The following is a 26424-nucleotide window of genomic DNA, read 5'->3' as shown; positions in this document are numbered from 1 at the left end:
GGCGACACAACGGTCGCCTTTTTCAATCTTTCATCAAAGAAAGTCTTTAACTAATGCTTACTTAGAGATGTGAGCAATTAGGTCAAGAACTTTGTTTGAGTAACCGATTTCGTTGTCGTACCAAGATACAACTTTAACGAAGTTTTCAGTTAGTGCGATACCCGCTTTAGCATCGAATACGGAAGTTTGAACTTCGCCGATGAAATCTTGAGAAACAACTTGGTCTTCAGTGTAACCTAGAACGCCTTTTAGAGGACCTTCAGCAGCTTCTTTCATCGTTGCACAGATTTGCTCGTATGAAGCGCCTTTCTCTAGGTTAACAGTTAGGTCAACAACAGAAACGTTAGCCGTTGGTACACGGAAAGCCATACCTGTTAGTTTGCCGTTCAATTCTGGAAGAACAACGCCTACTGCTTTAGCAGCACCAGTTGATGATGGGATGATGTTCTGAGAAGCACCACGACCACCACGCCAGTCTTTAGCTGAAGGACCATCAACAGTCTTTTGAGTAGCAGTTGTTGCGTGTACTGTCGTCATAAGACCTGAAACGATACCGAAGTTGTCGTTTAGAACTTTAGCGATAGGCGCTAGACAGTTAGTTGTACAAGAAGCGTTAGAAACGATGTCTTGACCTGCGTAAGTGTCTTGGTTAACACCCATAACGAACATTGGCGTTGCGTCTTTAGAAGGACCAGTTAGAACAACTTTCTTTGCGCCCGCAGTGATGTGCTTACGTGCAGTCTCGTCAGTTAGGAAAAGACCAGTTGCTTCAGCAACAACGTCGACACCGATTGCATCCCACTTAAGATCTTCAGGGTTACGCTCAGCAGTTACGCGTACAGTTTTGCCGTTAACGATTAGGTTTCCGCCTTCAACTTCTACGGTACCGTTGAAACGGCCGTGAGTTGAGTCGTACTTAAGCATGTAAGCCATGTACTCTACGTCGATAAGGTCATTGATACCTACTACTTCGATGTCTGCACGCTCTTGAGCAGCGCGGAATACGAAACGACCGATACGGCCAAAACCGTTAATACCTACTTTGATAGTCATTATAGTTGCTCCACAACTTAATTTCTGATTAAAGATAACTGGTAGTAAAATTACAGAATCCAGTAAAAATCTGCAACAGATAATCAAGGTTAACTTGTCTAAAGTCAAAAAAAAGCGCCGTTTTTTTTAACATATCTCTGCAAATGTATGTTTTTTACACATAACTGGATGAGCCCAGCGCTTGCAATCATGTGTAGAAGTATTCAGTCAATATCAGTGTGTCAAAAATGACGCACAAGTCATATTTCGGTTAAGAAGTATGTGCTACAACCCCAGTCTTAGGCAAGACTTTGTTTAATAAAATGAATGGAAAGCAAAAAAATTGGAGAAATAGAAACGTGAACCCCAAGGTACAAACAGTTGAAAAAACGGAAAAAGAATGGAAAGAGCGCTTAACAGACGAAGAATATCGTGTTTGTAGGAAGCACGGCACAGAAGCTCCTTTTTCTGGAAAATTACTTCATAATAAACGAAGCGGCGAATACCAATGCACCTGTTGTCATACTCCTCTTTTTCACTCGGAAAATAAGTACGATTCTGGGTGTGGTTGGCCAAGTTTTGATGCGCCAATTAACGAGGCAGCAGTTCGCTATATTGAAGATTTAAGTCATGGAATGAAGAGGGTGGAGATTCGCTGTTCAGCGTGCGATAGCCATTTAGGTCACGTTTTTCCTGATGGACCTAAAACCACTGGAGAGCGTTTTTGTGTTAATTCTGTGTCGTTAATTTTCAACAATAATAAAAAAGGTGATGTGTAACACATCACCTTTGAAAATTAATTTCATTTAGGTTGAATTTACCACTTTCTCAGAGTATCTATTTCCGGAATTAAAGACGGTTTATAGCGACCGCTTTTGATTGCATCAGCCACATCCTCAGCTAGGTCATTCAGCTTATCGAGCTTTTCTTCTGGGTAAGGGTACATTCTTCTTAAGTTTCTATCTGATGCAATAGGCAGTTCAAACTCCTTGCCTACCATTGCCCAAATATAGGCGTATTCCAAATTACCGAGTACTTGATTGGTACTGGCCAACGACTTAATGATTTCGTTATTGAGTTCGCCTTTTTGAGTGAGTGTCAGTGCATTTTCAAGCAGAGTGAGTGTTTTATTGCGATCTCGATTTGCGTAGTAGGTGGCTAATGCATATTGAAGTTTAGCGGTATTGAGCTTTTCCGTGCCTTCTAATTGCAAAAACTGTCGCTGAGCTTCGTCATCACCTTGCGTCCAGCGGAAATACAATGCGTAGGGATCGGTCGATGATTTCAAGTCATTTAAGATACGCTTTTGTTCATCGTAGGTATGGACAAGCGCGTTGAATCGGCGTTCTTTAAGATCGCCTTGGTCTATGGGTTGTATTTGAGCTGCTAACTCAAGACACTGTTGATATTTATGTAAGATCTCAAACTCTTTAAGCATTTTGTCTACTGTATTGTTTCTCAGCGCTTCGTAGCGGTGCCAGATGAGGTCTGTTCTTGGTATGCGGCATTGCCCATCGCGCATATTGAGTTTTTCACACTGAAGTATCGGGTTGGCTTCACACAATTCGCCAGTGTTTCGGTTAGCTTCAAAACACCCAGAAAGCGTTGCTACGAAAGCGATACAAATAAGAAGTTGAGTTTTTATCATTGGCATCCCGCTTGTGATCTAATGCTCTAATTTGTTGTCCATTACTTGACTAAGCATAGTAGCTGGATATGGTCTTATTCAAAACCTATTTACTTAATATTAGGAAATAAAGTGAATGTAGAACAACTTATTGAAGCAATGACCCCTGAGGTTTACGATCGCCTAAATTATGCTGTAGAAACAGGTAAGTGGGAGGATGGTACTCCGTTAAACCAAGAACAACGAGACTCCTGCATGCAAGCCGTTATGTTATACCAATCTAAGTACAACACTGAGGCGCAGCATATGTCCGTTGCGGCGGGGGGTGAAATTGAGTTCAAGTCGAAGGCTGAGCTTAAAAGAGCATTTTCCAAGGGTGAAAAAGAGATCGCTCGAATCAAAATTGATAAAGAATAGTTTTGATGTGAACGTGGCATAATAAATAAAATCAGGTGCGAATAAGAAAAAGAGGCAAAAATCTCCTCTTCTTATTCGCAGCGTTGACAGTGAGCGGCCTGCGCTCCTATCTCATCCGTGTTATAAGCTCATTTCACCGCGTAGAATTTTTTGCATCTGACTTTTTATTTCGTCATAGCCGAGGTTTTGGCTCAGTAAGTAATGCAACTTAGCAAGCGCTGCTTCTGGTGTCATATCGTAGCCACTGATGACCCCAGCTTCCGCCAAAGCACACCCTGTGGCGTACCCCCCCATGTTCACTTTGCCAGCGAGACACTGTGTGAGGTTTACGACGATCACACCACGTTCAGAGGCTTCTTTCAAATGCCCTAATAACTCAGGGTTTTGTGGGGCATTCCCGACACCAAAAGTAAGCAGAATCATTGCATTCACCGGTTGACGAAGCGTATTTCGAATGACTTCGTGCGAGATGCCTGGATACATAGTAATGACGCCGATTGGCTGAGGTGTAATTCTATGCACGACAAAGTCACCTGCTGGTTTCTGGTCAACCTCAATATGATTGCTAACTTGGATGTTAATACCTGCTTCGAGCAACGCTGGCAGGTTAGGGGACGTAAACGCGTTAAATCCATCCGCGTGTGATTTGGTGCTGCGATTACCACGCATCAACTGATTGTTGAAAAATAGCGTGACTTCATTAATCGGGTAATTCGCGGCGATGTGCAAAGCATTGAGGAGATTCGCTTGCCCATCGGATCTCAATTCCGCCAAAGGAATTTGCGATCCCGTCACAATGACGGGTTTACCGAGGTTTTCGAACATAAACGACAGCGCAGAGGCTGTGTAAGCCATGGTATCCGTGCCATGTAGGATCACAAAACCATCGTAGTTGTCGTAATTATCACGAATATCGTCGGCGATTTGCTGCCAATCCATAGGTGTCATATCGGATGAATCGATCAGTGGCTCGTATTCGTGGATGGTGTAATCGGGCATTTCAGCGCGATGAAACTCTGGCATGCTTTGAAGTTGTTTTTCCATAAACCCAGCAATTGGAATGTAACCTTGATCAGACTTTTGCATTCCAATGGTGCCACCAGTATAAGCGATGTATATGTGTTTTTTTGGCATAGGGTTATGTTTCTATTCGTTACACGTTGTAATCATGGCGGAATTATAGCGAATTCTGCGTAAAACCCCAGAAGGAAAGTCCATAAATCCATTCGATACTTAACATTTCTATTTTCCCTTTAAGCATAATCTTAACCGCATAAAAAAATAGACGCCGAAGCGTCTATTTAGAAAGGTTGGAGCTCATGTTCCATTCTTATACCTAAGCACCTTGAGGTGACTTGGGTATCGATCTATTGAACTTGGCAATTCAAGCAAAATGCATAGTACCCTTTGGGATCGTTAAAGTTCTGCATTATGCTTAAATCTTGCTTAAGCTGCTTGGCAACAGGTTGCAGCGATTGAGGTAAAACGCTGTTTACATCGATGCCTAAGTTAACAGAGATGTTTTGCATCAACTCTTGAATGATTTGTTCGGTAGAAGACAACGGTTCTTCTATCCAGTAGATATTGTAGGAATCCAGCCCCGCTAACTCAGCCGCCAATTTAACCGCATCATCGAAATCGCCCATTTGATCGACCAATCCGAATTCCATTGCGTCTTTCGCAGTCCAAACGCGCCCTTGTGCAACTTTATCGACATCGGCAATGCTCATGTTACGGTTTTCACCAACAAGACCAATAAAGCGTTGGTAGCCGTGTTCAATGCCCAGTTGAATGGCTTCAGATGCCGCAGGAGTGAGCCCACGCGTTACGCCAATGCCAGAGAAAGGCGTTGTGCCAATGCCATCGTTATTGATGCCAAGGTTGTTTAAGCCCTTCTCAAACGTTGTAATCACACTGAATATGCCAATGGAACCTGTTAGGGGGGTTGGCTGTGCGACGATTTTATCGGCACTCATTGATATCCAGTAACCACCAGAAGCCGCCAAGCTCGACATAGACACAACGACGGGTTTTCCTGCATCACGTAATGCTTGTACTTCGTTACGAATGACTTCCGAAGCAAAAGCACTGCCGCCAGGGCTATCAACTCGAAGTACCACTGCTTTGATTTTGTCGTCAATTCTGGCATCACGCATCAGTGAGGCAATCGTATCACCGCCGACTGTACCGCGAGGCTGGAAACCATCCATAATCGCGCCGCTTGCCACAATCACCGCGATATCGTCAGCGGCAAATTTCACGTTTGGTTTCATGGTCGCAAGGTACTCGTAGTACCCAACGTGGTTGAAGCTGTCGTTGCCATTGCTGCCAAACTCTTCAACCAATGCTTTTCTAACTTGTTGTCTGGTCGCCAGTTCGTCAACCAACCCAATATTTTTGGAAAGCTGTGCTAGATCGCCTTTGGCTTCGTTAAGTAATGTCAGCATGTCGGTTTCGCTCGGAGCGAGCGTCGACGCTTCAATCTTGCGATTTAAGGCAACATCATAAATGAACGCATCCCAAAGTTGTGTTAGCCAGCGAGACGCCGACTCTTTGGCTTCGTCAGACATATCGTTGCGGGTAAATGGCTCAATCGCCGATTTGTAGGTGCCAACACGGAAGACATGCGTATTAACATCCATCTTCTCTAACATGTCTTTGTAATAAAGGTTGTACGCACCGTAGCCCTGTATAAGTACCGCGCCGTCCGGTGCCAAGTAGATTTTGTCGGCATAACTGGCCAAGTAATACTGGCTCTGGTTGTAAAAGTCACCAATGGCGTAGACAGGTTTACCGGAGGTTTTAAATTCGTTTAGTGCTTTGGCAATGTAGCGAAGCTTGGTGAGATTGGTTTCCGGCATTTCACGCAGTGCTAACACCAAACCGGTCACGTTGTCATCGTTTTGTGCATATCGAATTGCCTCAACAATATCGAACAAAACATTTTCTTTGGGTAATTTGTTTCCTAGCAACGATCCAGTGAATGAATCCATAGGAGCAACGTAGCTGCCTTGTTCCACTATGGGACCAGACAAATTCATCACAAGTGCCGATTTTTCTTGAACAGCAGGTGCTGTGGCATCGGCTTGGGTATAGACGTAATAGATGATCGCTAAAGAAAACAAAAAGAAAAGGTTGATGATGGCAACACGTAGGAAGGAAATTGCTTTCCATATCCATTTAAAAATCAATCCTATAATTCGAAATATCTTTTTCATGTCTTTCCAATACAAGTACTTAGCTAATCACTCCATCCTACGTGATCTTAGAGAAGAAAAACACAGAAGATTGATCGTTGTTGTAAAAATGTAAACAGGTGTTTGATTTTTTGTTTTGAGGCTTTTAGGGTGGTCGTACCATTACTATAAAATTAAAGTGAGCTCTCCCTATGTATTCTAATTTACTTTCGCCGCTGGATCTGGGCTTTACCCAGTTACGCAATCGGGTATTAATGGGTTCCATGCATACTGGATTGGAAGAAGACAAGCAAGGTTTGCACAAGCTCGCGGCTTTCTATGCCGAGCGGGCAAAGGGGGGAGTAGGGCTTATTGTTACTGGTGGGTTTTCCCCAACTTTACGAGGAAGGCTACACCCGTTCAGTGCCGAATTCAGTAAAAGAAAACATGCTCAAGCCCATAAAGTTGTCACCGATGCCGTGCATGAACACGGTGGGAAAATTGCGCTTCAATTGCTTCATGCTGGTCGATATGCGATGCATCCTTTTTCTCAAAGCGCATCAGGCATCAGAGCCCCCATTGCGAAATTCACACCCAGCGAAATGAGTGAACGTCAGATTCGCAAAACCATCGGCGCATTCGCTAATTCTGCCTCTCTTGCACAAGAAGCGGGGTATGACGGTATCGAAATCATGGGGTCGGAAGGGTACTTGATCAACCAATTCATTTGTAAACGCACCAACATGCGTTACGACGAATGGGGCGGAAGCTATGAAAACCGCATACGCTTTCCGATTGAAACAGTGAAAGCGATTCGAGAAAAAGTGGGCAACGAATTCATCATCATATTCCGATTATCCATGCTGGATTTGGTCGAAGAAGGCAGTACCTTTGAAGAAGTCGTCATACTGGCGAAGGCATTGGAAAAAGCGGGGGTCACCATCATCAATACTGGCATTGGTTGGCATGAGGCGCGAGTCCCAACCATTGCTACACAAGTTCCAAGGAGTGCCTTTGCTTGGGTGACTGAAAAAGTGAAACCGCACCTCAATATACCAGTTATCACATGTAACCGAATCAATACCCCTGATGAAGCTGAGAAAATCATCGCTTCTGGTCAGGCGGATATGGTGTCGATGGCTCGCCCTTTCTTGGCCGACCCAGAGTTTGTGAACAAAGCAGAAGCACAGCAAAGTCACCTCATTAATACCTGCATTGCTTGTAACCAAGCGTGTTTAGATAACGTATTCAAAGGCAAACGAGCCAGTTGTCTGGTCAACCCAAGGGCGTGTTACGAATCTGAAATCGTGGTTCAGCCTGCAATGAAGAAGAAAAAAATCGCCGTTGTGGGGGCGGGACCAGCAGGGTTGTCTTTTGCGACCACGGCAGCGGAACGCGGACATGAAGTGGATTTATATGAACGCAACGATCGCATTGGTGGTCAATTCCGCTTGGCCATGCAAATCCCTGGTAAAGAAGAGTTTCGAGAAACCATCCGCTACTTTGCCAATCGCATTGATACCACAGGGGTAAACCTTAAGTTGTCTACAGAAGTGACGTTTGACATGTTGGAAGGGTACGACGAAGTGGTGATGGCGTCCGGCGTTGCGCCGCGTGACGTGCAAATCGAAGGTTTTGATAATGCGGAAAAAGTGGTGGACTACCAAACGCTGATCCGCGATAAACCCCCTGTCGGTGAGAAAATCGCCATCATCGGAGCGGGTGGGATTGGGATTGATGTCGCCACCATGCTAACGGAGCCAAATGGTCATGATTTGGATGATTGGCTACACGAATGGGGCATAGACAAAAACATAGAGCACCCAGGTGGTCTATTCCCTTACCCCGATTCTGTCAGCGATAAAATCGTTTGGGTTCTGCAACGTCGGGAGGGGCGTGTAGGAAAGGGACCGGGCAAAACCACGGGCTGGATCCACAAACGCACGTTAGAGAAGCGTGGAGTCAATTTGATCGGCGGTGTGAAGTACCAGCGACTGAATGGCAAAGGCTTATACATAGAACACGAGGGGAATGAAAAACTGTTGGACGCCGATACGGTTGTGGTGTGCGCAGGGCAAGAATCGGTCAGACCTTTTGAATCGGACTGGGTCAAACTTGGCGACAAGCTTCATATAATCGGCGGAGCGGATCATGCGGGTGAGCTTGATGCCGTTCGAGCCATTCGCCAAGGTGTCAAGCTAGCGGTATCGCTATAAGCACAGAATTAGCCCCGCAAATGCAGGGGCTAAATTTGGTTAGGTTTGTGCTACATTTGAAAAAAACAAATAAGGATTTCAAATGGAAGCGCTAGATCTTTTATTGAATCGTCGCTCAATTGCGAAGCTTTCTGCGCCTGCGCCAGAAGGTGAAACACTTCAAAATATCATCAAAGCTGGGCTTCGCGCCCCGGACCATGCAGGGCTCACGCCTTGGCGTTTCGTGATTTCACAAGGCGAAGGGTTGGCAAAACTGGCCGATATCCTAGTATCGGCAGCTGAAGCGGAAAACAGTGAAGAAGCGGTCATTGAAAAACTGAAAAACGCCCCTTTTCGTGCCCCTATGGTGATTACCGTCATCGCCAAAGTCACCGAGCATGAAAAAGTGCCCGCACTGGAACAATACCTTTCAGCGGGATGTGCCGTTCAAGCGATGCAAATGGCAGCCGTAGCCCAAGGCTTTCAAGCATTTTGGCGCTCAGGAAGCTGGATGTTCCACCCGAAAGTGCACGAAGCATTTGGTTTAGAAGGCAAAGACGAAATCGTTGGTTTCCTCTACGTAGGTACACCAGGTTGTACGCCGATGAAAGTGCCAGAGCGTGATTTAAGCCAATTTATCGAATTCCTATAGCAACCTATTTTCTGTAGTAATACAAATTAACTGTATAAAAAAACAGTTTTTCTTGCATTCTGAAAGCCACATTAGATAATGTGGCTTTTGTATTATCTGAATCTTTTCACGTGTATTTATGTCTCGACTCATCATTGCCGAAAAACCCAGCTTAGGTCGCGCGATTGCCGCCGCTCTACCCAAGCCTCAAAAAAACGAAAATGGCTTTATTCGTTGTGGGAATGGTGACATCGTCACTTGGTGTATCGGTCACTTGCTTGAGCAAGTGGAACCCGATGCCTATGACGAGCGATACAAAAAATGGAACATGAATGATCTGCCCATTGTTCCGCAGCAATGGCAGCTTCGCCCTCGACAATCTGCCAGCAAACAGCTCACCGTCATCCGTAAACTCTTAAAAGAAAACAGTCATATCGTTCATGCTGGCGACCCAGATCGGGAAGGGCAACTGCTGGTGGATGAAGTGATTGATTACTGCAAAGTCCCCAAGGGTAAAAAAGAGGCTATGGAACGATTGCTGATCAGCGATTTAAACTTGCCTGCTGTAAAGCGTGCACTTTCTCAGCTTCGTAGTAACCGCGATTTCATTCCTCTTTCTGTATCGGCGCTCGCTCGTTCCCGTGCCGACTGGTTGTATGGCATGAACATGTCTCGGGCGTATACCTTGCTTGGTCAAAAAGCGGGCTATCAAGGCGTGTTGTCGGTTGGCAGAGTACAAACCCCGGTATTGGGTTTGGTGGTTCGCCGTGACGAAGAAATCGAACACTTTGTACCGAGAGATTACTTTACCTTACACGCACTGATCCCCTATCAAGATCAAAATGGCAGTTTTGATATTCGTGCTCGCTGGAAACCGAGCGAAGCCTGCAAGCCTTGGCAAGATGAAGAAGGCAGAGTACTCAACCGAAAACTGGTAGAGAACGTCGCCTCACGTATCGCTAACCAGCCCGCTACGGTCACGAAATCGGAGCAAAAACAAACCAAGCAAGCCGCGCCGCTCCCGTATTCTCTTTCCGCATTGCAAATTGATGCCGCAAAACGTTTTGGCATGAGTGCGCAAGATGTGCTGAATGTTTGCCAATCGCTGTATGAAAAACACAAACTGATTACCTACCCACGTTCAGATAGCCGCTATTTACCGGTGGAACACTTTGCACAAGCTGGGGTGGTAACCGACGCCATTGCTAACAACGCTAAAGAGCTCACTCAGGCAGTTCAAGGTGCAGACTTGTCTCGTAAGTCAAAAGCGTGGAACGACAGTAAAGTCGATGCCCACCACGCGATCATTCCCACGCCTAAAAAGGCATCGGTGAACGGGCTTTCTGGCAATGAAATGAAGATTTACCAACAGATCGCCCGACAATACCTGATGCAATTCTATCCACCAGCCGTCTTTGCAGAAGCCAAGCTGATCTTTGATATCGCTGGAGGAACATTTGTTGCGTCTGGTAAGCAGTTGATTGATCCCGGATGGAAAATACTGATGGGGAAAGACAACGCAGAGAAAGAAGACGGGGTCGATACCGTTCCTCCATTACCAGAAGGAACGGTACTCACTTGCCGTGAAGGTGAAATCAAAGACAGAAAAACCGAACCGCCGAAGCATTTTACTGAAGCCACATTGCTTCAAGCCATGACAGGGATTGCGCGATTTGTGCAAGACAAAGAGCTCAAGAAAATCCTACGTGAAACCGATGGCTTAGGCACAGAAGCCACACGAGCTGGCATTCTAGACACTCTATTCAAGCGCCAATTGCTTACTCGCCAAGGCAAATCTATTGTAAGTTCTCCGGCCGGTAGAGGATTGATCCATGCTCTGCCGAACGAGTCCACCTACCCAGACATGACCGCCAATTGGGAACATCAACTTCAAGGTATGGCAGAGCGCAACCAAGCCTACCAACCTTTTATGCAAGCATTGGAATCCAAAATTACGGGTTTAATGGAAACAGTAAAACTTGGCCCTGTTCCAGAATCGCTCAGGCATTTACCCAAAGTAGAGCGACCAGCCTACAAAAAGCGCCGCAGCACAGGCAAAAGCACAGCGAAAAAATCAGGGACAACAAGAAAGCGCGGAGCCGTTGCAAAAAAGAGTTAGCCCCAAAACGGGTAGATAGTACTTGTCGTGAGAACATCTACATTCTCTAAAACCGTACTTTCTGGAAATATACGCTCTATTTGGAATGTGATATTTCATAAGATGCAATACGAGCACATAGAAAATGCATAATATTGCTTTTAAAGGAAAGTGGTAACGTTCCATGTTTTCTTTCGATTTAATACTGCGACGTAGAGTTTTAGAAAGGGTACGACATAAACTGCCTGAGATTTTCTCATTAATTTTGAGCTGTTCCGAAACTGGTCTATTTCATTTTTCTAGCAACCAAGAAAAACAAAAATGTCAGAAGCAGAGAAGACAAAAAGTAAGCCGGAAGCGTAGTTTGAAACATCAGCACTGCACTTTCGACGCGTCGTTCTTCATGAAGAAAGGGTGTCGCCTGAACATTAAAAGAATGGGTATAGATTAAAAAATTGGTTAGAAAACTAAAAAGCATCAGCCCAACATAAGCGAATAATTGTTTCATATCACTTCCCCAAACCAAACTTATCTAGAGTCATTTAAGTCGTTGAACGAATTTTCTCATCAGAGGGTATCAAGCAAGAAACTCATTGATGTATTTATTATTTCCTTTAATGCGAAGCGGATCGAATTTTATATCCTGAACGGACTCTACGTGAAGGGTTATCCCCGATTTGACTCTTTGCTTTGAGTAACTGCATATGATGAAGGCAAAGAAATTTCCATTATCGCTGTAACTTTTTTGTGACCACGCCTGTCTTCTTATGTAACTCCATTGATAAAAATGACGTTAAGGAAATTATGAATAGAGTCTCGAAATTATTAGTGGGAATCTCGGTCCCTGTGCTGTTCATCTTACTTAGTCAAACTGGAACAGCAGATACAATGGAAAACAAAGCTGGATCGGGTAAATCAGAAATAACAACGCTCGCCGGTGGGTGCTTTTGGTGTACCGAATCTGATTTAGAAAAACTGCCAGGCGTACTGGATGTGGTGTCTGGATATTCTGGAGGGGAGCTAGAAAACCCTACCTATCGCCAAGTTGCTTCTGGCGGAACGGGTCATATCGAAGTGATAAGCGTGACGTTTGATTCTAATGTGGTTAGCTATGAAGAAGTGCTGGACCACTTTTTCCGCCATATCGACCCGACAGACAACAAAGGGTCATTCGTTGATCGCGGTGCACATTACCGTCCCGCTGTGTTCTATCACAATGCGGAGCAAAAACAGATTGCCGAGCAATTTATGATGGAAATTGATAAGGCGATGATTTTCCCGAAACCGTTGAAAACCGAATTGATCAAGTTTGACACGTTTTATCCAGCAGAAGCCTACCATCAAGATTACTACAAAAAGAGTAGCCTGAAATACAACTACTACCGCTTCGCTTCTGGTCGCGATCAGTACTTAGATGAAGTGTTTGGTGATGATCGTAAAGAGAATCCGAAAACGTTGCGCCAATTGATAGACGCGAAAAATACCCCCTCAGCCAAGGTGTATGAGAAACCTTCGGATAAGGAAATCAAAGCAAAACTCACAGATCTTCAATATTATGTGACGCAAGAAGACGGCACAGAACGGCCATTCAACAACAAGTACTGGGACAACAAAGAAGCGGGAATTTATGTCGATATAGTCACTGGTGAGCCGCTGTTTTCGTCCACAGATAAATACAAATCGGGTACGGGCTGGCCAAGTTTTACCAAGCCCATTAGCACGAGCTATGTGGTTGAGAAAACCGATTTTAAATTGGTGTTTCCAAGAACCGAGATTCGCAGTAAGTTTGGCGACTCTCATCTCGGTCATGTGTTTACAGATGGGCCCAAGCCAACCGGTCTGCGTTACTGCATGAACTCAGCAGCGATGAAGTTTGTTCCTGTGGAGCAAATGGACAGCCAAGGTTACGGCGACTACTTGTATTTATTTGAGGCGTAAACAGCACTGAGTTTTCTCTAAAGCTAAGAACTACATAACTAAGACCAACATACCTAAGGTCTTGAGACCCCAATCCCAAAGAGGCGCTAACGACGCCTCTTATTTTTTATCTGGTCCTCATTTACCTTCAAAATCCGCCTTCCAGATCCACACAGTCTGTGTTGCCAAAATTAGAACAATAAAGTCTCTTTGTTGTCATTCTTCACTTTCTGATCTTTGTCTACTATGACTCTATTGAGTGCGAATGGAATGTGAAGATATGGAAGAGCAGCAAACGAAAGAGCAACCTACAAATACACAGCAAGCCATCGGTATTGTCGGGTTAGGCAGTATGGGGCATGGCATGGCGATGACGCTGTTGCGTGAAGGGTTTACGGTGTATGGTCTGGATCCTTCAGTAGAGCAACAAGAAGCCGCCAAAGTACTGGGTGTGCGTGTGGTACCGGATACCGCATCCCTTTGCCATGTTGTCGATAACATCCTGCTTTCCTTACCGACCGCAAAACACGTGCAATCCGTGATCGAAGGAGAAGGCGGCATTATTGAACACGCCAAACCCAACACATTAATTATGGACACCACCACATCGGAGCCCGATGTAACCCGCGGCTTGGCCGACAAACTTAACCGACTCGGACACCAAATGCTGGACTGCCCACTCAGTGGCGGTGCGGCAGGCGCGTCTGCGGGAACCATGGTGATTTTGGTGGGCGGTGAGCCAGAAGCGCTAACAAGAGCCACGCCATTTCTAGATGCGTTGAGCGCAAAAACGGTGCACCTTGGAAAGTCGGGGAGCGGGCATGTTGCCAAGCTTGTGAATAATCTGCTGTGTGCCGCGCATTTGGTGACCACGGCGGAAGCCATTACCTTGGGTATCAAAGCGGGTTTGGATCCGGAACTTCTGATTGATGGGCTCAACGCAGGCTCTGGTCGAAGTGCGATCAGTGAGGTGAATTTCCCTAGATGGATTCTGAATGAACGCTTTGATTCAGGTTTTACCACTCAGCTGATGCGAAAAGATCTGGGGTTGGCAAAACAGTTGATGGAAGAGTGCGGGCTCTCGCTTTCCGTGTCGGAAGAGGTCACTCAAGTTTGGTCGGACAGCGCAGACACCATTTCAGGTTATGAGGACTTTAATCGCATTGTCGATTACGTGCGCAAGGAGGCAAACTCATGAAAGTGACTGTCGAAAACCACGGCAAACAGCAAGTTGAATCCTTGTTGAACACGCTTTTAGGCTCAACCTCGTTTGGAAGTTGGGTAGATGGGCGTCTAGTTGAAGGTGATGGCGAAGCACTTTTTTTAACCAACCCAGCCACAGCAGGGCGTTTTCTTAGCTATAAAGACGCAGGAGAATCGCTGGTTAATCAAGCCGCCGAAGCCGCGGTTGCGGCGCAAAAAATCTGGTGGGGGATAACCGCGCCAGAAAGGGCACGTGCCATGTGGAAGTGCGGCGATGTTATCCGAGAATCGGCGGATGATCTGGCTTGGTTAGAATCGATTTCAGCAGGAAAACCGATTCGAGATTGTCGTGTTGAAGTGGCGAAAGTGGCTGAAATGTTTGAGTATTACGCAGGTTGGTGCGACAAGCTAACAGGCGACGTAATTCCGGTTCCGACCAGCCATTTAAACTATACGCGTCATGAACCTTACGGCGTAGTGACCCAAATTACTCCTTGGAATGCCCCCATCTTTACGGGCGGCTGGCAGATCGCCCCAGCGATATGCGCAGGCAATGCTGTGTTAATAAAGCCGAGCGAGCTTACGCCACTCAGTACCACGGTTTTGGTCAAATTAATTGAAAGCGCGGGCATTCCCCAAGGGTTAGTGAACGTCATTAATGGGTTAGGGCGAACCACAGGCGCAGCAGCGATTGCGCACAAAGCGACGAAGAAAGTGGTGTTTGTCGGGTCACCCAATACGGGCAGTATTATTGCTTCTGCCGCGGCGCAGCGAGTGATTCCTTGCGTATTAGAGCTTGGGGGTAAGTCTGCCAATATTGTGTTTAACGATGCCGACATCGACCGCGCAGTAATAGGGGCACAAGCGGCGGTATTTTCGGCAGCAGGGCAAAGCTGTGTTTCGGGCTCGCGTTTGTTGGTGCAAAAAGGCATTTATGATCAGGTTGTGGAAAGGCTCGCATCTGCCACAAAGAAAATCACGCAAGGGTTACCGTGGGAAGAAAGCACCATGGTTGGTCCCATCAACAATCTGCCCCAATTTACCCATGTTCAACACTTGGTTCAGGCAGGGGTAGCGGACGGCGCGGAAGTCGCCGCTGGTGGCAACCACGCAAATATTGAAGGTGGAGAGCAAGGATATTTTTATTCTCCGACAATTTTAGCTAATGTAAACAATGATATGTCCGTCGCACAGCAAGAGATATTTGGTCCGGTGGTCTCTGTTATTCCATTTGATGATGAAGAGCAGGCTGTTGCCATCGCGAATGACAGCAAGTTTGGCTTAGCGGGGGCAGTGTGGACAAAAGACGTGGGTCTCGCACACCGCATGGCATCGCAGGTTAACGCTGGCACCTTTTGGGTCAACAGCTACAAGGCAATCCATGTCATGTCACCATTTGGTGGGTTCGGAGAGAGCGGGTATGGACGCTCTAGCGGGTACGATGGATTAAAAGAATACACGCAAACCAAAAGCGTGTGGGTTGAAACCGCAAAGGAACCGAGTATGGCATTCGGGTACTCGGTGGAATAGGGTCAACAGACTCTCGCAAAGGAGTAAGCAAATGTACGATTACCAAAGAACAATAGACAAAGCGCGCCTGTGGCAATCCATTCAAGGAGAAGCGTTCGAAGTCATGCAGCAAATGCCATTGCTCGCGGGCTTTTATCAAAGACACATCCTTGAAAGACGCAGCTTTAACGACGCGCTTTGTTCGGTATTGGCGGAAAAACTCAAGGATGAGCAAAGCGGGGCAGAAAGATGGCACGACTTTTTAAGTGAGCAATTGCTCCGTTCTGGCGACATTGCCAAGTCAGCGATGCAAGATTTATTGTGCCAATTGGAAAGTAACGCCAGCATTAAAGATCACTCCACACCGTTACTCTATTTTGGTGGCTACCAAGCATTACAGTGCTACCGTTTTGCCCATTACTGCTGGCATAACAACATGCAGCCTATGGCGCTCTATATTCAAGCGAAAGTAGCCAGCGTGTTTGGTATTGATATTCATCCAGCCGCACAAATTGGCAGTGGTATTTTTCTTGATCACGCCGTTGGTATCGTCATCGGTGAAACGGCGGTGGTTGAAGACGACGTAACCATATTCCAAAGCGTTACCTTGGGTGGTACAGGTAAAGGGCAAGGCGACAGACACCCTAAAATCCGAAAAGGCGCATTCATCGGTGCGGGTGCGGTGATATTCGGGAACATCGAAGTGGGTGAAAACGCAAAAGTGGCGGGCGGCGCGGTTGTGGTGAAACCCGTTGAACCCAATACCACGGTAGCCAGCTCTTTCTCCACGCCGATAGGAACAGCAAGGAAAAGATAATGAGCAACAATCACTTAGGGATAGATCACCCTCTGGTTGCTGTAAAAGACATGGACAAAGCCTGTGACGATTTTGCTCGGCTTGGTTTTTTCATCAACCCAAGGCATCACCACCCTTGGGGAACGGACAACCATTTGTTGATGTTTCCTGAAAACTTTATTGAAGTCATCAGCATTTACGATCGCAGCACGTTGGATATGAAAAATGAACGCGGATTCGCGTTTGGTCGTTTCATTAGCGATTCAATTGAACGACGAGAAGGGATCTCTTTAGTTGCGTTGCACAGCGAAGATGCTCGGCAAGATCACCGCCTGATGGAAGAACGCGGCGTTGAAAACAACGGCATTGTCGATTTTCGGCGGGTAGCGCATCGCCCCGATGGCACGGAAGAAGAAGCGGTTGTCTCACTCGTCATGCTGATCAACTCCCAAACCCCCTCGATTTCTCATTTCTTCTGCCACCAACACAAACCCGAGCTGGTGTGGGTAGAAGATTGGATGAAGCACCCCAATGGCGCGAATGGCATTACCTGTGTAACGTACATTGCTCAAGATCCGAGTACTCTTGAAGCTCGATTCAGTGGCATTTATGGTCAAGCCGCCACGGATTTGCAAGAGGGTTACTTAACCGTGCAAACCGACAGAGGGATCTTTGAAGTGGTGTCGCCAGAGGTTGCGCGTTCACGATTCTCTGGTATCGAATTGCCCATTACTGAGCAAGATCTTCCGACTGGCGTCGCGATACGGGTGAGTACCACCTCCATGGAGAAAGCGAAAAAACATTTGAACAAAACTGGAGTAGATTACGTCCAAACAGAAGATGGTGGGGTCAGAATCCCCGCTCATTATGCAGGCAACACCATTATTGAAATCTACCCAGAAGAGGTCAAGTCAATATGAAGTCAGAGCTGCCCATTGGAGAGGAGCTGCAACTGGAAATGCAGGTCTGGAGGCGCGATATACACGCTCACCCTGAAACCGCGTACGAAGAACACCGAACATCAGAAAAAGTCTCGGCATTGTTAGAAAGCTTTGGTCTTGAAGTGCATCGCGGTTTGGCGGGTACCGGCGTTGTTGCCACGGTCAAAGGAAAGCTGGCTGATTCAACTGGAGCGACGGGTTCGACAGCGTCTAACGCTTCAAAAGCAAATGGCTCAAAATCGATCGCCCTAAGAGCCGACATGGACGCGTTAAATCTAACCGAGCTGAATGACTTTGATTATTGCTCCGTGCACAAAGGCAAAATGCACGCTTGTGGTCACGATGGTCACACCGCCATGTTATTGGGCGCCGCGAAGCACCTAGCGGAAAACCGAGACTTTGCAGGCACGGTTGTGTTGATATTTCAGCCAGCGGAAGAAGGAGAAGCGGGCGGTCGAGCCATGGTCGAGCAAGGTTTATTTGAACAATTCCCTGTTGATGCAGTGTACGGCATGCACAATTGGCCTGGGTTAGAAAAAGGCAAGTTTGCCGTTCACAGCAATGCTGTTATGGCTTCCATGGATTTATTCGATATTAAAATCACCGGCAAAGGTTGCCATGCAGGCATGCCCCACCTTGGCGTGGACCCCGTGGTGATTGCTGGGCAGCTAATTTCATCGCTTCAAAGCATCATCGGGCGCACGTTGAACTCGCTTGAATCCGGTGTGGTCAGTATTACCAAAATGCAAGGAGGCGATGCGTACAATGTGATTCCCGATTCGGTGACGTTGTCGGGTACGTGTCGGGCGTTTTCCTCCGAGGTTCAAGCGCTGCTAGAGTCACGAATCAAAATTCAGGTGCATCATATTTGTGAAGCGTATGGCGCAACAGGGAAAGTGGATTACCGCCGAATGTATCCGCCGACCATTAACACGCCAAGCTACGCAGAAGAATGCGCCAAAGTCATGGCGAAACTGGTGGGTGAAGGCAATGTTGAGCGAAACCTTGCCCCGAGTATGGGCGCAGAAGACTTTGCTTTCATGCTGAACGAAAAACCGGGCGCGTACGTTTGGGTGGGGAACGGCGCGGGTGAAACATCGAGTGAGCTTCATAACCCTCATTACGATTTTAATGACGATATCCTTTCGCTTGGGGCAAGCTATTGGGTGGAGCTTGTATACGCACAGTTAGCGCCGGACTCATCGCTTGAAACCGATTAATGAAAAACGCGTGGCGTATTTTTATGAAGCCGTGATGTTAGGGACAATTCGCGCGGCGGCAGACAAGCTCAATGTCGCCCCCTCTGCCGTGAGCCGCCAGATCTCGATGCTGGAAGAAGAGCTTGGTTGTGTGTTGATAGAACGCCACCGAAAAGGCGTCGCCACCACCGATGCGGGGGACATTGTTTTAAAATATTACCGCGAATCCATATCCAACCAAGAAGCGTGCCTCACCGGTTTGGAGTCGCTTCATGGATTGCAAAGTGGTCACATCACGTTAGCCGTGGGGGAGGGGTTCATTGGCGACTTGATGTCGGGGCCGTTACCCAAATTTCAAACTCAATATCCCGAGTTGACCTTTTCCATCAGCACAGGCGGATCGAACGAGGTGATTCGCAAAGTCGAGCAAGATGAGGTGCACATAGGGCTGTTATTTCACCCCAGTAAACACCCCAATACACGTTCACAAAGCATTGTGCTGAAACCGATTTGTGCGATTGTTCCACCCGATCATCCGCTGGCGTCGGTGAAGCCCCCCGTCACCATAGAATCGTTGCTTGAGTACCCATTAGGGCTGCAAGATGTGGATTATGGGGTACGTCAGTTAATAGGTATGGCGGAGTTTCAGCAACGAATTCGGCTTCACCCCAAGTTAACCACCGATTCCATTGCGGTGCTTAAGCATTTCGTGCGCTCTGGGATGGGCGTAACCTTATTGCCAGAATTTGTGGTGGCTAGGGAAGTGGTGGACGGTCAGTTAGTGGCGATCCCCATTGCGCACCCCATCTTACAACAAGGTGAGGTGCACTTAATTACCCGGCTGGGTCGTCAGCTTTCCGAAGGACCACAAAAGTTGGTTCAACACTTAAAGCGCTGGCTTGGGTAATCAACCGAGCTAGGGGAAATCACCAAGGAATGGTATTGCCTTGGTAGTCGTAGAACCCACCACTTTTTTCAGCATCAATAGACTCGATAACGTCGTACAACCCCTTTGCGGATTCTTCCGTCGTAATGAGTGCATTCGGGCCACCCATTTCCGTTTGCACCCAACCCGGATGAAGAGCCACCACGCGGAGCCCATAAGAATGAAGGTCGTTATGCAGGCTTTTCACCACCGAGTTCACCGCCGCCTTGGATGAACGATACACATACCCGCCGCCGGACGTATTTTCAGCCATGCTGCCCACTTTAGACGAAATGCATACCACGGTTTTTCCCTGACCGGAATTGAGGTTCTCAAAGAACGCTTCTACCAACTTGAGTGGTGCAATGCTATTGATTTCGAACACCTTTCTCCACTCTTCCACATCGGTATTGCCAAACCCATACCCTTTAGGCCCGTAGTAACCCGCATTGTTGATCAATAAATCCACGCTTCCCAAGCTTTGGGCAAATGAATTCTGGGTAGATGAGCTTTGGGAAAATAAGCGTTGGGCAAATTGATTCACGGCAGGGTAATCGGTGACATCAAGTTCAACCGCAGTCAGAGCCGTTTCATTTTGAGCAAGCTCGATAAGTTCAGCGGAACGGTTTGCGTTACGGTAAGTCGCCGTAACAGACCAGTTTTGAAGTAAGTAATGTTTGACCAGTGCCAGCCCGATACCTCGGTTAGCGCCAGTAATCACGACATGTGGCATGGGTTTATCCTAACGTTGTTCACGAAATAAGAAGAGTAACGGCAAGCCAACTGCTAAAGCAAATCAAAGCGAATAAAACGAGGGCAGCGAACGCACCAAAGAGTGTGCCTGAGATAAGCATTAGATTTTTGTTCATATCCATTCTGCTGAAAGAAACAAGCCGTATACGATAGTGGAACCTTTATTGCATGTAAATGATAATCATTATCTAATGAGTGTGGAATGTGGAATGTGGAATGTGGAATGTGGAATGTGATGGAATGCCCTATGATGCGTTTGCTGGCGCACCGAATCTAGAATAGTCAACGGGCTTGGGTATATACTTCTTCCAAACATCTTTACAACGATTTATCCATGATTCCGGTTATTTACCACCCGATCTACTCAGAGCTCTCTCTGCCACCGAAACACCGATACCCGATCACCAAGTACCGAAAGTTGTACGAAAATGTGGTTCAAACGCAGGAACGGGATGCACAATGGCGTGAAGGGTTAGCGTTTGTGGAACCCCGCGCGCTGACAATAGAACAAGTAGTGGCGGTGCACGATGAAACGTACATTCGGTTGCTGTTTTCCGGCGAGATGCCCGCAGTGAAAATGCGGCGCATCGGGTTTCCGTGGAGCGAGGCACTGATCACCCGAACCTTAACCTCGGCGGGCGGCACGGTAGAAACGGCAAAGCAAGCGATTGAACATGGCATCGCGCTGCATTTGAGTGGGGGATACCATCATGCGCACAAAGAGTTTGGCAGTGGGTTTTGTTTGATCAACGATTTGGTTTTGGCGGCGCATGAAGCGCTGAAGCATGAGAGCATAGATAAAGTCTTAATTGTGGATGCCGATGTCCATCATGGTGATGGTACGGCAACGATGTGCGATGATCGGGACGACATCATCACTTTGTCGTTCCATTGTGATAAAAACTTCCCAGCCAGAAAGCCAGCATCGGATATGGATGTGCCACTAGCGCGTGAGATTGGCGATGACGAGTTTCTTTCCAGTTTTAAGCCAGTGGTCGAGATGGCGGTCAACCTTCATCAACCGGATCTGATCATTTATGACGCGGGGGTGGATATTCACGCCGATGATGAACTAGGCTATTTTCAAGTGAGCACAGAAGGCATCTACCAACGTGATCACTTTATGTTTTCTATAGCGAAAAATGCCGGTATTCCCATAGCTTCCGTCGTGGGCGGCGGATACCGAACCGAGCATCAGGACTTGGTACCTATTCACAGGCAGCTGATTCAAGCCGCCATTGATGTATTTAAGGACGATTGATGGAACATAGAATTCGTGCGGCTGGCATCCTTATCGAAGATGAAAAAATTCTGATGGTGAAAGTGAAAGACCATACGGGGGTGTATTGGATCCCACCGGGGGGCGGAATGGAAGCGGGCGACGCCTCCACCAAAGACACCCTGCGGCGCGAGTTTCTGGAAGAAACCAATTTGCACGTCGAAGTGGGCAATTTACTCTGCGTAAGAGAGTTTCAAGAGCGACACCCGCCACGTTACCACGCCGAGTTTTTTTATTTGATAGACAGTTATAAAGGGGAGCCCAGCAAGGAAAACCTGCTCGGTCTTAACGATCAGGAATACATTCAAGATGTGGAGTGGGTAAGGCTAGAGACCATCAAAAACCTAAGAGTGTACCCAGCCGAATTGAAAAACACGCTGATTGAAGATGCCTTAAACCAACGCTTCAGCGCTCACCTTGGCAGTTATGTACAAGGGGAAAACGAATCTAAGAATTGGCTGTGAGCTCACTATTCTTTCTAAGACAGTCTCGTTTGAAAGAGCAAATATTGAAAGCTAACATTTCGTCAGGCCAAGGCTCGGTTCACCATCGCCGCATCCATGTTATGTTTTTGGCAGCTTTTGCTCTGCGATGTTTGAGCGAGCAAAGAAAATCTCCTGCTTTTTATGCCTTCCGGTGTTGCCTTCTACCCCGACCAACGCCAACCCGTCTTGATTGAGCAGGGCACCCACCATTTGGCGGTTAAACGAGTCGCTGGCTTCATCTTGCAAAAACTCATTCACCGAAACCCATTTCGCCTCGGCAATTTCATCGACATCCTGAATGTTAATGGTTTCATCCGTCGCCGTCAGTTTGCAGACAATGTACATATTGGACTTACCAAACTGAAACGGGTGCTTGGTGGTGATGCCCAAAATGGACTCAAATTCTGCCGTTACCCCCGTTTCTTCCCACACTTCTCGCACCACCGATTCACCAATGGGTTCCCCCAGTTCCACATGCCCGCCGGGCAGTTTATAACCTTTCATGCCATGTTCTTTGATCAGCAAAATCTCTTGCTGGTCGTTTTGAATCAGCGCCCCTGCACCTACGGTGTGGGTAGGAATAAAGGGCACGAAGGTATCGGGCTTAGGCTTGTGAATCAGGGTGATGGCGTGTTCTTCACAGTTGTGAAAGGTAAAGCCCAGCGCCGTGGCTTCTGAAATAAGGTGAGATTGCTCTATGGGTAAGGTTAACCAAATCAGGTTTTTGCGGTTGCTTTCAGCATAGCCAACCACCTCGCGCAGCTCACTGGCGAACGCAGCATTGCTATGAGGAACCGTTTCGGCAGAAAGAATGATGCCATTGAAGTTATCGAGCTCGAAGTCCACAGAGTTTCCTTATTGAGTCAGACGTTATTATTGATATAACTCTAAAGTGCCTGAAACGGGGGAGAAATCCTAGGGGGGAGGGGGAAAAAGCCGCTGGGTTAGCGGCTTTTCTTTCCTAGGCTTTGATAACTCATTTTTGGACAATTCCGAGTTACGATACTTTAATCATTCTAGCTTTTCCGGCTACTTTTGGTATTGCAACCGAACGACCAGCCTAAATGTGGCTGGCCAAACTCGCCTGTCCGCATCAAGATACGTCACTTTAGCAAATATCTATATTAGAACTTTTGCTTTATTACGGTAATACATTATCTAGATGTAGTTCTAGAACCTTTCTAGATATGAATAGACGTTTTATTACCTTGTAACTAGAACCATTTAGATGAACGATACTTCCCTCAGTGTTTTTCCCCTGAAGTTCTTTGGCATTAATAGTGCTGCTAGGCGCTCCACTTAAAAATACAAGCTCGTACATTTCTGGAATTGAATGAGTAGTAATGATGTTTATCTTACCTTGACGCTTCTTAATTCGATTATTAGCATCATCTAAATAGTTCTGACTTTGCTTACTTAACATACTTTCCCTTATAATTATTGATAATCAGTTAATTTAGTTAAAACACTTTTTAAATAATTTAATATTTTATTTAGAAATAAAAACACCTCCTTATTGAAAAAGAATAATTTCTGAGAAGATGTAAGAGTAGTGACGAGGGTAGTTTGAATATGAAAATATAAGCTAGAATTAGATCATATTTTAATTATGACATTAATACACACTAAATGCAGATGATTACTATTAATAGTGGTTAGCTCTGAATAATCAAAAATAGCCCTCGTCCTCAGACACTTAAAGACAAAAGTGAATTGGTAGTTACGCACTCGGTGTCTACTTCGGATAACTTTAGTTTGGGTACGCTAAGTAGACGACTTTTTTGTAGGAGAGCATTGGCTACTAAGGCAGCCAAATAACTTCCCACTCATTGTTTTGTTAATCCAATCATCAGCAATCTAATTGTAGCTATGAAAATATCACATAACTCTTGGTTCTCCACATAAAAACCAAAACCTTTGACCATTGCTTCAAGTACAGCATTATCACTAAAATCTTGTCCTGCTAATCTTTCGTTTGCATATTCCAGGATTTTACCCCAGTGCTCAGAAATAACTTCAGTAAACTTATCTTTGGTAGATTTATTAATGCTCGTTAGCTCATGCGCAGCCCTAATTGCATCTGAAAGCTCAATGTTTACATAAAATGGTTCTGCACCATTGTCGGTTTGTAGTTCTGCTGGTACTGGACCTTTCTCAGTTTGAAAATGGAATCGATCTAACACAAAATCATTATCTTTCATTTCATTCCTCTTTTTTCAATAGTACTCTTTCCACAACCATGGTAGAAAAAAGATACTGTTGTGTTGTTAAAAGTTTCTTGATGTTATATTTTTTGGCAGTTAAAAACCGCAATACGCCTATGAAAAACTACATCGTGTACCTCCTTATTATTGTTTCTAATGCTTAAGATGTGCGAAAGCAGTCAGAAGTGATACTGATTAATAGATGAGTGAATGGAGTTTGAAGAAGAAATGAGTTTAAGACTGTCTATTATATTATACCTGAATTTAAAGTCCGGATGTTGATTTTTTACTAAACGAGATTAAAGTCCCTTCACCATTAAATATATACTTCTATTTTAGCATGGAAAGCTATATGCCTGCTTGAGTATTCTATCGGGACAACTTACAGGTCCTTCTAATAAATAAACGAGGTCCTAGAAACCTTCGAGTCCCTTGGTTTACACGTGTAGGATATAAGTTGAATCTTATACAGTCTAATTTTAGAGATGAAAATCTTGAATTATATTACCTAATGCGGATAGAAGGGCGGCTTTTTGTATAGGGAAATGATTTAGAGAAGGAATGGGGTACTTCTGAGTTAGAAGTGCCAGTCTGAAGGTTCTGGACAAAAGCCTTTTAGCGTCGATAGCTTAAACATCATCCGCTGTATGCATTCATGCGTCTCAACTTATCTGCAAGGACACTTGAAGAAGGTGAACTAAAACCAGTCATCCTCAAAAGCAAATAACTTGGAGGGATCCATTTTCAAAAAGGTGTTGTTCAAAGCGAGATGAAGTAACCCGCTCTTTTAAATGGGACTGCAATTGCTTAACGGTTTTTACATCTTGGTATTTTTCCAGTCACTTTTTTGTTTCTCTTTCTAACGTGGCTCGGTACGGCTTTAAGCCTTTTTCTCGGGCGGCTTTGTTACCGCCACCAAATTCTTTCCAAATACTACTTTTGATGTCATGACCATGTTGGCGCTCTCGATACGCCATAGTTAAATGCCTCATTTTTTCTAAAAGCGCCTGCCCGTTTGTTTATGTGTTTTAGGGTTTAAGTTGTTAAGTTTGCTCCGTACAGTTCACAGAGATCTTGCCAAAATCGCTCAGCTGCAGGCTTGGCATCGTGGCGGTTTCGGTACAACAATATTCTTAGATCTACAGTCGCTAAATCAGGAGTGAGAGCAATCAGTTTGTTCGATCCCAGCTCTTCAATTATCAAGCTTTCTGGCAGCCATGTGACACCATATCCGTGTATTGCCATGGCTTTAAGTCCTTCAGACATCGAGTTTTCACACACAACCCGATAAGGGTATTGTTTCGGGATTTTGCTCAGTGCCGAATGCTTGACCAATGCCCCGAGGAATGCCTCTTCTGGGTAGGTCAGTATGTCGAATGTTTGGTCTTTCTTGAGCTGGTGATCTGGCTTGCCCGATGAGCAGCAACTTGTCACGGGAAGCAGTTTATCAGTACCGACTTGAATGCACTGAATGTTCCGATGATGTTGAATCGTGTCGTCCAAATTGGAAGAAAAAGTCAGCAAAAAATCCCCATTACCTGCCAAGAAGCTTTCATTTAAGTCGTACAAATTACCTGGAATCAGTTTAACCAATGCCCCTCCGAATAATGGGTTAATGGTTTTTACCCACCCAGGGAAAAAAGACACCGCAGGGGAATGTTGTGCCAAAAAGGTAATTGAGTTGTCGGTTTTCTGCCGATTAAGTTGGTCACGGATTTGATAGATGTCGTCTGAAAGTCGTTTGGCATCCCCAACAAATTTCTCTCCCACCGGAGTCAAGGAAATGGGCATTTTGTCTCGATTGACTAAAGCCACACCTAACCAGTTTTCCAGCGAGCGAATACGCCGACTAAACGCAGGCTGTGTCACAAATCGCGCTTCTGCTGCCTTTGAAAAACTCCCGTTTTCATAAAGAGCAATAAAGTCTTTCAACCATTTTAATTCCATTTTTTAACACCTTAGTGCGCATTCTCTAGCGCTATGCCGAAAAGTAACCGCTTACTCAAACAATAATGTATTAGCCAAAAATACAACGGC

Annotated in this window: 24 protein-coding genes; 14 read left to right on the top strand and 10 right to left on the bottom strand. The window is 45.9% G+C overall.

The window, feature by feature from the left end; genetic code table 11:
* Positions 1–57: 57 nt before the first annotated feature.
* Complete coding sequence (gene gap, locus HC752_RS20410; RefSeq protein ID WP_190337043.1) at positions 58–1053, bottom strand: type I glyceraldehyde-3-phosphate dehydrogenase; 996 nt, start codon at positions 1051–1053, stop codon at positions 58–60.
* Between the two features lie 302 nt (positions 1054–1355).
* Between gap and msrB (HC752_RS20405) the strand changes: the two genes are divergently transcribed.
* A complete protein-coding gene (gene msrB / locus HC752_RS20405) occupies positions 1356–1811 on the top strand; it encodes a peptide-methionine (R)-S-oxide reductase MsrB (RefSeq protein WP_190337057.1) in 456 nt (151 codons plus the stop codon).
* A gap of 38 nt (positions 1812–1849) precedes the next feature.
* Here msrB (HC752_RS20405) and HC752_RS20400 read toward each other — a convergent pair whose 3' ends face one another.
* Entirely contained in the window at positions 1850–2680 is an 831-nt protein-coding gene (locus HC752_RS20400; protein ID WP_446751452.1) for a DUF2989 domain-containing protein, read from the bottom strand.
* 111 nt (positions 2681–2791) lie between these two features.
* Between HC752_RS20400 and HC752_RS20395 the strand changes: the two genes are divergently transcribed.
* Positions 2792–3076, top strand: a complete 285-nt coding sequence (locus tag HC752_RS20395) for a DUF1315 family protein (protein WP_190337041.1) — start codon at positions 2792–2794, stop codon at positions 3074–3076.
* 120 nt (positions 3077–3196) lie between these two features.
* Here HC752_RS20395 and ansA read toward each other — a convergent pair whose 3' ends face one another.
* Positions 3197–4210: an asparaginase gene (gene ansA / locus HC752_RS20390; protein ID WP_190337040.1), complete on the bottom strand. Its 1014-nt coding sequence runs from the start codon at positions 4208–4210 to the stop codon at positions 3197–3199.
* Between the two features lie 233 nt (positions 4211–4443).
* Positions 4444–6294, bottom strand: a complete 1851-nt coding sequence (sppA, locus tag HC752_RS20385; RefSeq protein WP_190337039.1) for a signal peptide peptidase SppA — start codon at positions 6292–6294, stop codon at positions 4444–4446.
* 170 nt (positions 6295–6464) lie between these two features.
* Between sppA and HC752_RS20380 the strand changes: the two genes are divergently transcribed.
* From HC752_RS20380 to HC752_RS20335, 10 genes are all read left to right on the top strand, one after another.
* Positions 6465–8468 (top strand): NADPH-dependent 2,4-dienoyl-CoA reductase, encoded by a 2004-nt coding sequence (locus HC752_RS20380; protein WP_190337038.1) that lies wholly within the window; start codon positions 6465–6467, stop codon positions 8466–8468.
* Positions 8469–8550: 82 nt separating this feature from the next.
* On the top strand, positions 8551–9099 hold the full coding sequence (locus HC752_RS20375; protein ID WP_104401769.1) for an NAD(P)H nitroreductase: 549 nt from the start codon (positions 8551–8553) through the stop codon (positions 9097–9099).
* Positions 9100–9217: 118 nt separating this feature from the next.
* Entirely contained in the window at positions 9218–11197 is a 1980-nt protein-coding gene (locus HC752_RS20370) for a DNA topoisomerase III (protein WP_190337037.1), read from the top strand.
* Between the two features lie 783 nt (positions 11198–11980).
* On the top strand, positions 11981–13114 hold the full coding sequence (msrB, locus tag HC752_RS20365) for a peptide-methionine (R)-S-oxide reductase MsrB (RefSeq protein WP_190337036.1): 1134 nt from the start codon (positions 11981–11983) through the stop codon (positions 13112–13114).
* Positions 13115–13358: 244 nt separating this feature from the next.
* Entirely contained in the window at positions 13359–14291 is a 933-nt protein-coding gene (locus HC752_RS20360) for an NAD(P)-dependent oxidoreductase (protein WP_238930576.1), read from the top strand.
* Positions 14288–15826, top strand: a complete 1539-nt coding sequence (locus HC752_RS20355; RefSeq protein ID WP_190337035.1) for an aldehyde dehydrogenase family protein — start codon at positions 14288–14290, stop codon at positions 15824–15826. The genes HC752_RS20360 and HC752_RS20355 overlap by 4 nt, the downstream gene beginning before the upstream one ends.
* 31 nt (positions 15827–15857) lie before the next feature.
* Positions 15858–16622, top strand: a complete 765-nt coding sequence (locus HC752_RS20350; RefSeq protein ID WP_190337034.1) for a serine O-acetyltransferase — start codon at positions 15858–15860, stop codon at positions 16620–16622.
* The gene (locus tag HC752_RS20345; RefSeq protein WP_190337033.1) at positions 16622–17521 is read left to right on the top strand and encodes a VOC family protein; all 900 of its coding nucleotides are present in this window, start codon (positions 16622–16624) and stop codon (positions 17519–17521) included. Before HC752_RS20350 ends, HC752_RS20345 begins: the two co-directional genes overlap by 1 nt.
* Positions 17518–18762 carry a M20 aminoacylase family protein gene (locus HC752_RS20340; RefSeq protein ID WP_190337032.1) on the top strand — a complete coding sequence of 415 codons (1245 nt, stop codon included), beginning with the start codon at positions 17518–17520 and terminating at the stop codon, positions 18760–18762. Before HC752_RS20345 ends, HC752_RS20340 begins: the two co-directional genes overlap by 4 nt.
* On the top strand, positions 18749–19648 hold the full coding sequence (locus tag HC752_RS20335) for a LysR family transcriptional regulator (RefSeq protein WP_190337031.1): 900 nt from the start codon (positions 18749–18751) through the stop codon (positions 19646–19648). Before HC752_RS20340 ends, HC752_RS20335 begins: the two co-directional genes overlap by 14 nt.
* Positions 19649–19667: 19 nt before the next feature.
* Here the strand turns inward: HC752_RS20335 and HC752_RS20330 are convergent, their stop codons facing one another.
* A complete protein-coding gene (locus HC752_RS20330; protein ID WP_190337030.1) occupies positions 19668–20399 on the bottom strand; it encodes an SDR family oxidoreductase in 732 nt (243 codons plus the stop codon).
* A 354-nt stretch (positions 20400–20753) separates the two neighbouring features.
* On the opposite strand from HC752_RS20330, the gene HC752_RS20325 reads away from it, so the two are divergent.
* Both HC752_RS20325 and HC752_RS20320 read left to right on the top strand, forming a co-directional pair.
* On the top strand, positions 20754–21680 hold the full coding sequence (locus HC752_RS20325; RefSeq protein ID WP_190337029.1) for a histone deacetylase family protein: 927 nt from the start codon (positions 20754–20756) through the stop codon (positions 21678–21680).
* Positions 21680–22162 carry an NUDIX domain-containing protein gene (locus tag HC752_RS20320; protein WP_190337028.1) on the top strand — a complete coding sequence of 161 codons (483 nt, stop codon included), beginning with the start codon at positions 21680–21682 and terminating at the stop codon, positions 22160–22162. Before HC752_RS20325 ends, HC752_RS20320 begins: the two co-directional genes overlap by 1 nt.
* A gap of 99 nt (positions 22163–22261) precedes the next feature.
* Here the strand turns inward: HC752_RS20320 and HC752_RS20315 are convergent, their stop codons facing one another.
* The 5 genes from HC752_RS20315 to HC752_RS20295 form a co-directional block, all read right to left on the bottom strand.
* On the bottom strand, positions 22262–23029 hold the full coding sequence (locus HC752_RS20315) for an NUDIX domain-containing protein (RefSeq protein WP_190337027.1): 768 nt from the start codon (positions 23027–23029) through the stop codon (positions 22262–22264).
* A gap of 295 nt (positions 23030–23324) precedes the next feature.
* The gene (locus HC752_RS20310) at positions 23325–23606 is read right to left on the bottom strand and encodes a hypothetical protein (RefSeq protein WP_190337026.1); all 282 of its coding nucleotides are present in this window, start codon (positions 23604–23606) and stop codon (positions 23325–23327) included.
* Between the two features lie 403 nt (positions 23607–24009).
* Positions 24010–24384 carry a hypothetical protein gene (locus HC752_RS20305; protein WP_190337025.1) on the bottom strand — a complete coding sequence of 125 codons (375 nt, stop codon included), beginning with the start codon at positions 24382–24384 and terminating at the stop codon, positions 24010–24012.
* Between the two features lie 842 nt (positions 24385–25226).
* Positions 25227–25379 carry a hypothetical protein gene (locus HC752_RS20300; RefSeq protein ID WP_190337024.1) on the bottom strand — a complete coding sequence of 51 codons (153 nt, stop codon included), beginning with the start codon at positions 25377–25379 and terminating at the stop codon, positions 25227–25229.
* 43 nt (positions 25380–25422) lie between these two features.
* Complete coding sequence (locus HC752_RS20295) at positions 25423–26334, bottom strand: LysR family transcriptional regulator (protein WP_190337023.1); 912 nt, start codon at positions 26332–26334, stop codon at positions 25423–25425.
* Positions 26335–26424: the final 90 nt, after the last annotated feature.

Origin of the sequence: Vibrio sp. S9_S30 (genome assembly GCF_014694455.1) — a bacterium.
Classification (GTDB): Bacteria; Pseudomonadota; Gammaproteobacteria; order Enterobacterales; family Vibrionaceae; genus Vibrio.
The sequence above is the reverse complement of the archived record's forward strand: the minus strand, read 5'-3'. Positions and strand labels throughout refer to the sequence as shown.

What these genes read in the sequence shown, in the direction of transcription:
- gap (WP_190337043.1), bottom strand. Translation starts at nt 1,053, where the DNA reads ATGACTATCAAAGTAGGTATTAACGGTTTTGGCCGTATCGGTCGTTTC.
- msrB (WP_190337057.1), top strand. Translation starts at nt 1,356, where the DNA reads ATGAATGGAAAGCAAAAAAATTGGAGAAATAGAAACGTGAACCCCAAG.
- HC752_RS20400 (WP_446751452.1), bottom strand. Translation starts at nt 2,680, where the DNA reads ATGATAAAAACTCAACTTCTTATTTGTATCGCTTTCGTAGCAACGCTT.
- ansA (WP_190337040.1), bottom strand. Translation starts at nt 4,210, where the DNA reads ATGCCAAAAAAACACATATACATCGCTTATACTGGTGGCACCATTGGA.
- sppA (WP_190337039.1), bottom strand. Translation starts at nt 6,294, where the DNA reads ATGAAAAAGATATTTCGAATTATAGGATTGATTTTTAAATGGATATGG.
- HC752_RS20380 (WP_190337038.1), top strand. Translation starts at nt 6,465, where the DNA reads ATGTATTCTAATTTACTTTCGCCGCTGGATCTGGGCTTTACCCAGTTA.
- HC752_RS20375 (WP_104401769.1), top strand. Translation starts at nt 8,551, where the DNA reads ATGGAAGCGCTAGATCTTTTATTGAATCGTCGCTCAATTGCGAAGCTT.
- HC752_RS20370 (WP_190337037.1), top strand. Translation starts at nt 9,218, where the DNA reads ATGTCTCGACTCATCATTGCCGAAAAACCCAGCTTAGGTCGCGCGATT.
- msrB (WP_190337036.1), top strand. Translation starts at nt 11,981, where the DNA reads ATGAATAGAGTCTCGAAATTATTAGTGGGAATCTCGGTCCCTGTGCTG.
- HC752_RS20360 (WP_238930576.1), top strand. Translation starts at nt 13,359, where the DNA reads ATGGAATGTGAAGATATGGAAGAGCAGCAAACGAAAGAGCAACCTACA.
- HC752_RS20355 (WP_190337035.1), top strand. Translation starts at nt 14,288, where the DNA reads ATGAAAGTGACTGTCGAAAACCACGGCAAACAGCAAGTTGAATCCTTG.
- HC752_RS20350 (WP_190337034.1), top strand. Translation starts at nt 15,858, where the DNA reads ATGTACGATTACCAAAGAACAATAGACAAAGCGCGCCTGTGGCAATCC.
- HC752_RS20345 (WP_190337033.1), top strand. Translation starts at nt 16,622, where the DNA reads ATGAGCAACAATCACTTAGGGATAGATCACCCTCTGGTTGCTGTAAAA.
- HC752_RS20340 (WP_190337032.1), top strand. Translation starts at nt 17,518, where the DNA reads ATGAAGTCAGAGCTGCCCATTGGAGAGGAGCTGCAACTGGAAATGCAG.
- HC752_RS20330 (WP_190337030.1), bottom strand. Translation starts at nt 20,399, where the DNA reads ATGCCACATGTCGTGATTACTGGCGCTAACCGAGGTATCGGGCTGGCA.
- HC752_RS20325 (WP_190337029.1), top strand. Translation starts at nt 20,754, where the DNA reads ATGATTCCGGTTATTTACCACCCGATCTACTCAGAGCTCTCTCTGCCA.
- HC752_RS20320 (WP_190337028.1), top strand. Translation starts at nt 21,680, where the DNA reads ATGGAACATAGAATTCGTGCGGCTGGCATCCTTATCGAAGATGAAAAA.
- HC752_RS20310 (WP_190337026.1), bottom strand. Translation starts at nt 23,606, where the DNA reads ATGTTAAGTAAGCAAAGTCAGAACTATTTAGATGATGCTAATAATCGA.
- HC752_RS20305 (WP_190337025.1), bottom strand. Translation starts at nt 24,384, where the DNA reads ATGAAAGATAATGATTTTGTGTTAGATCGATTCCATTTTCAAACTGAG.
- HC752_RS20300 (WP_190337024.1), bottom strand. Translation starts at nt 25,379, where the DNA reads ATGAGGCATTTAACTATGGCGTATCGAGAGCGCCAACATGGTCATGAC.
- HC752_RS20295 (WP_190337023.1), bottom strand. Translation starts at nt 26,334, where the DNA reads ATGGAATTAAAATGGTTGAAAGACTTTATTGCTCTTTATGAAAACGGG.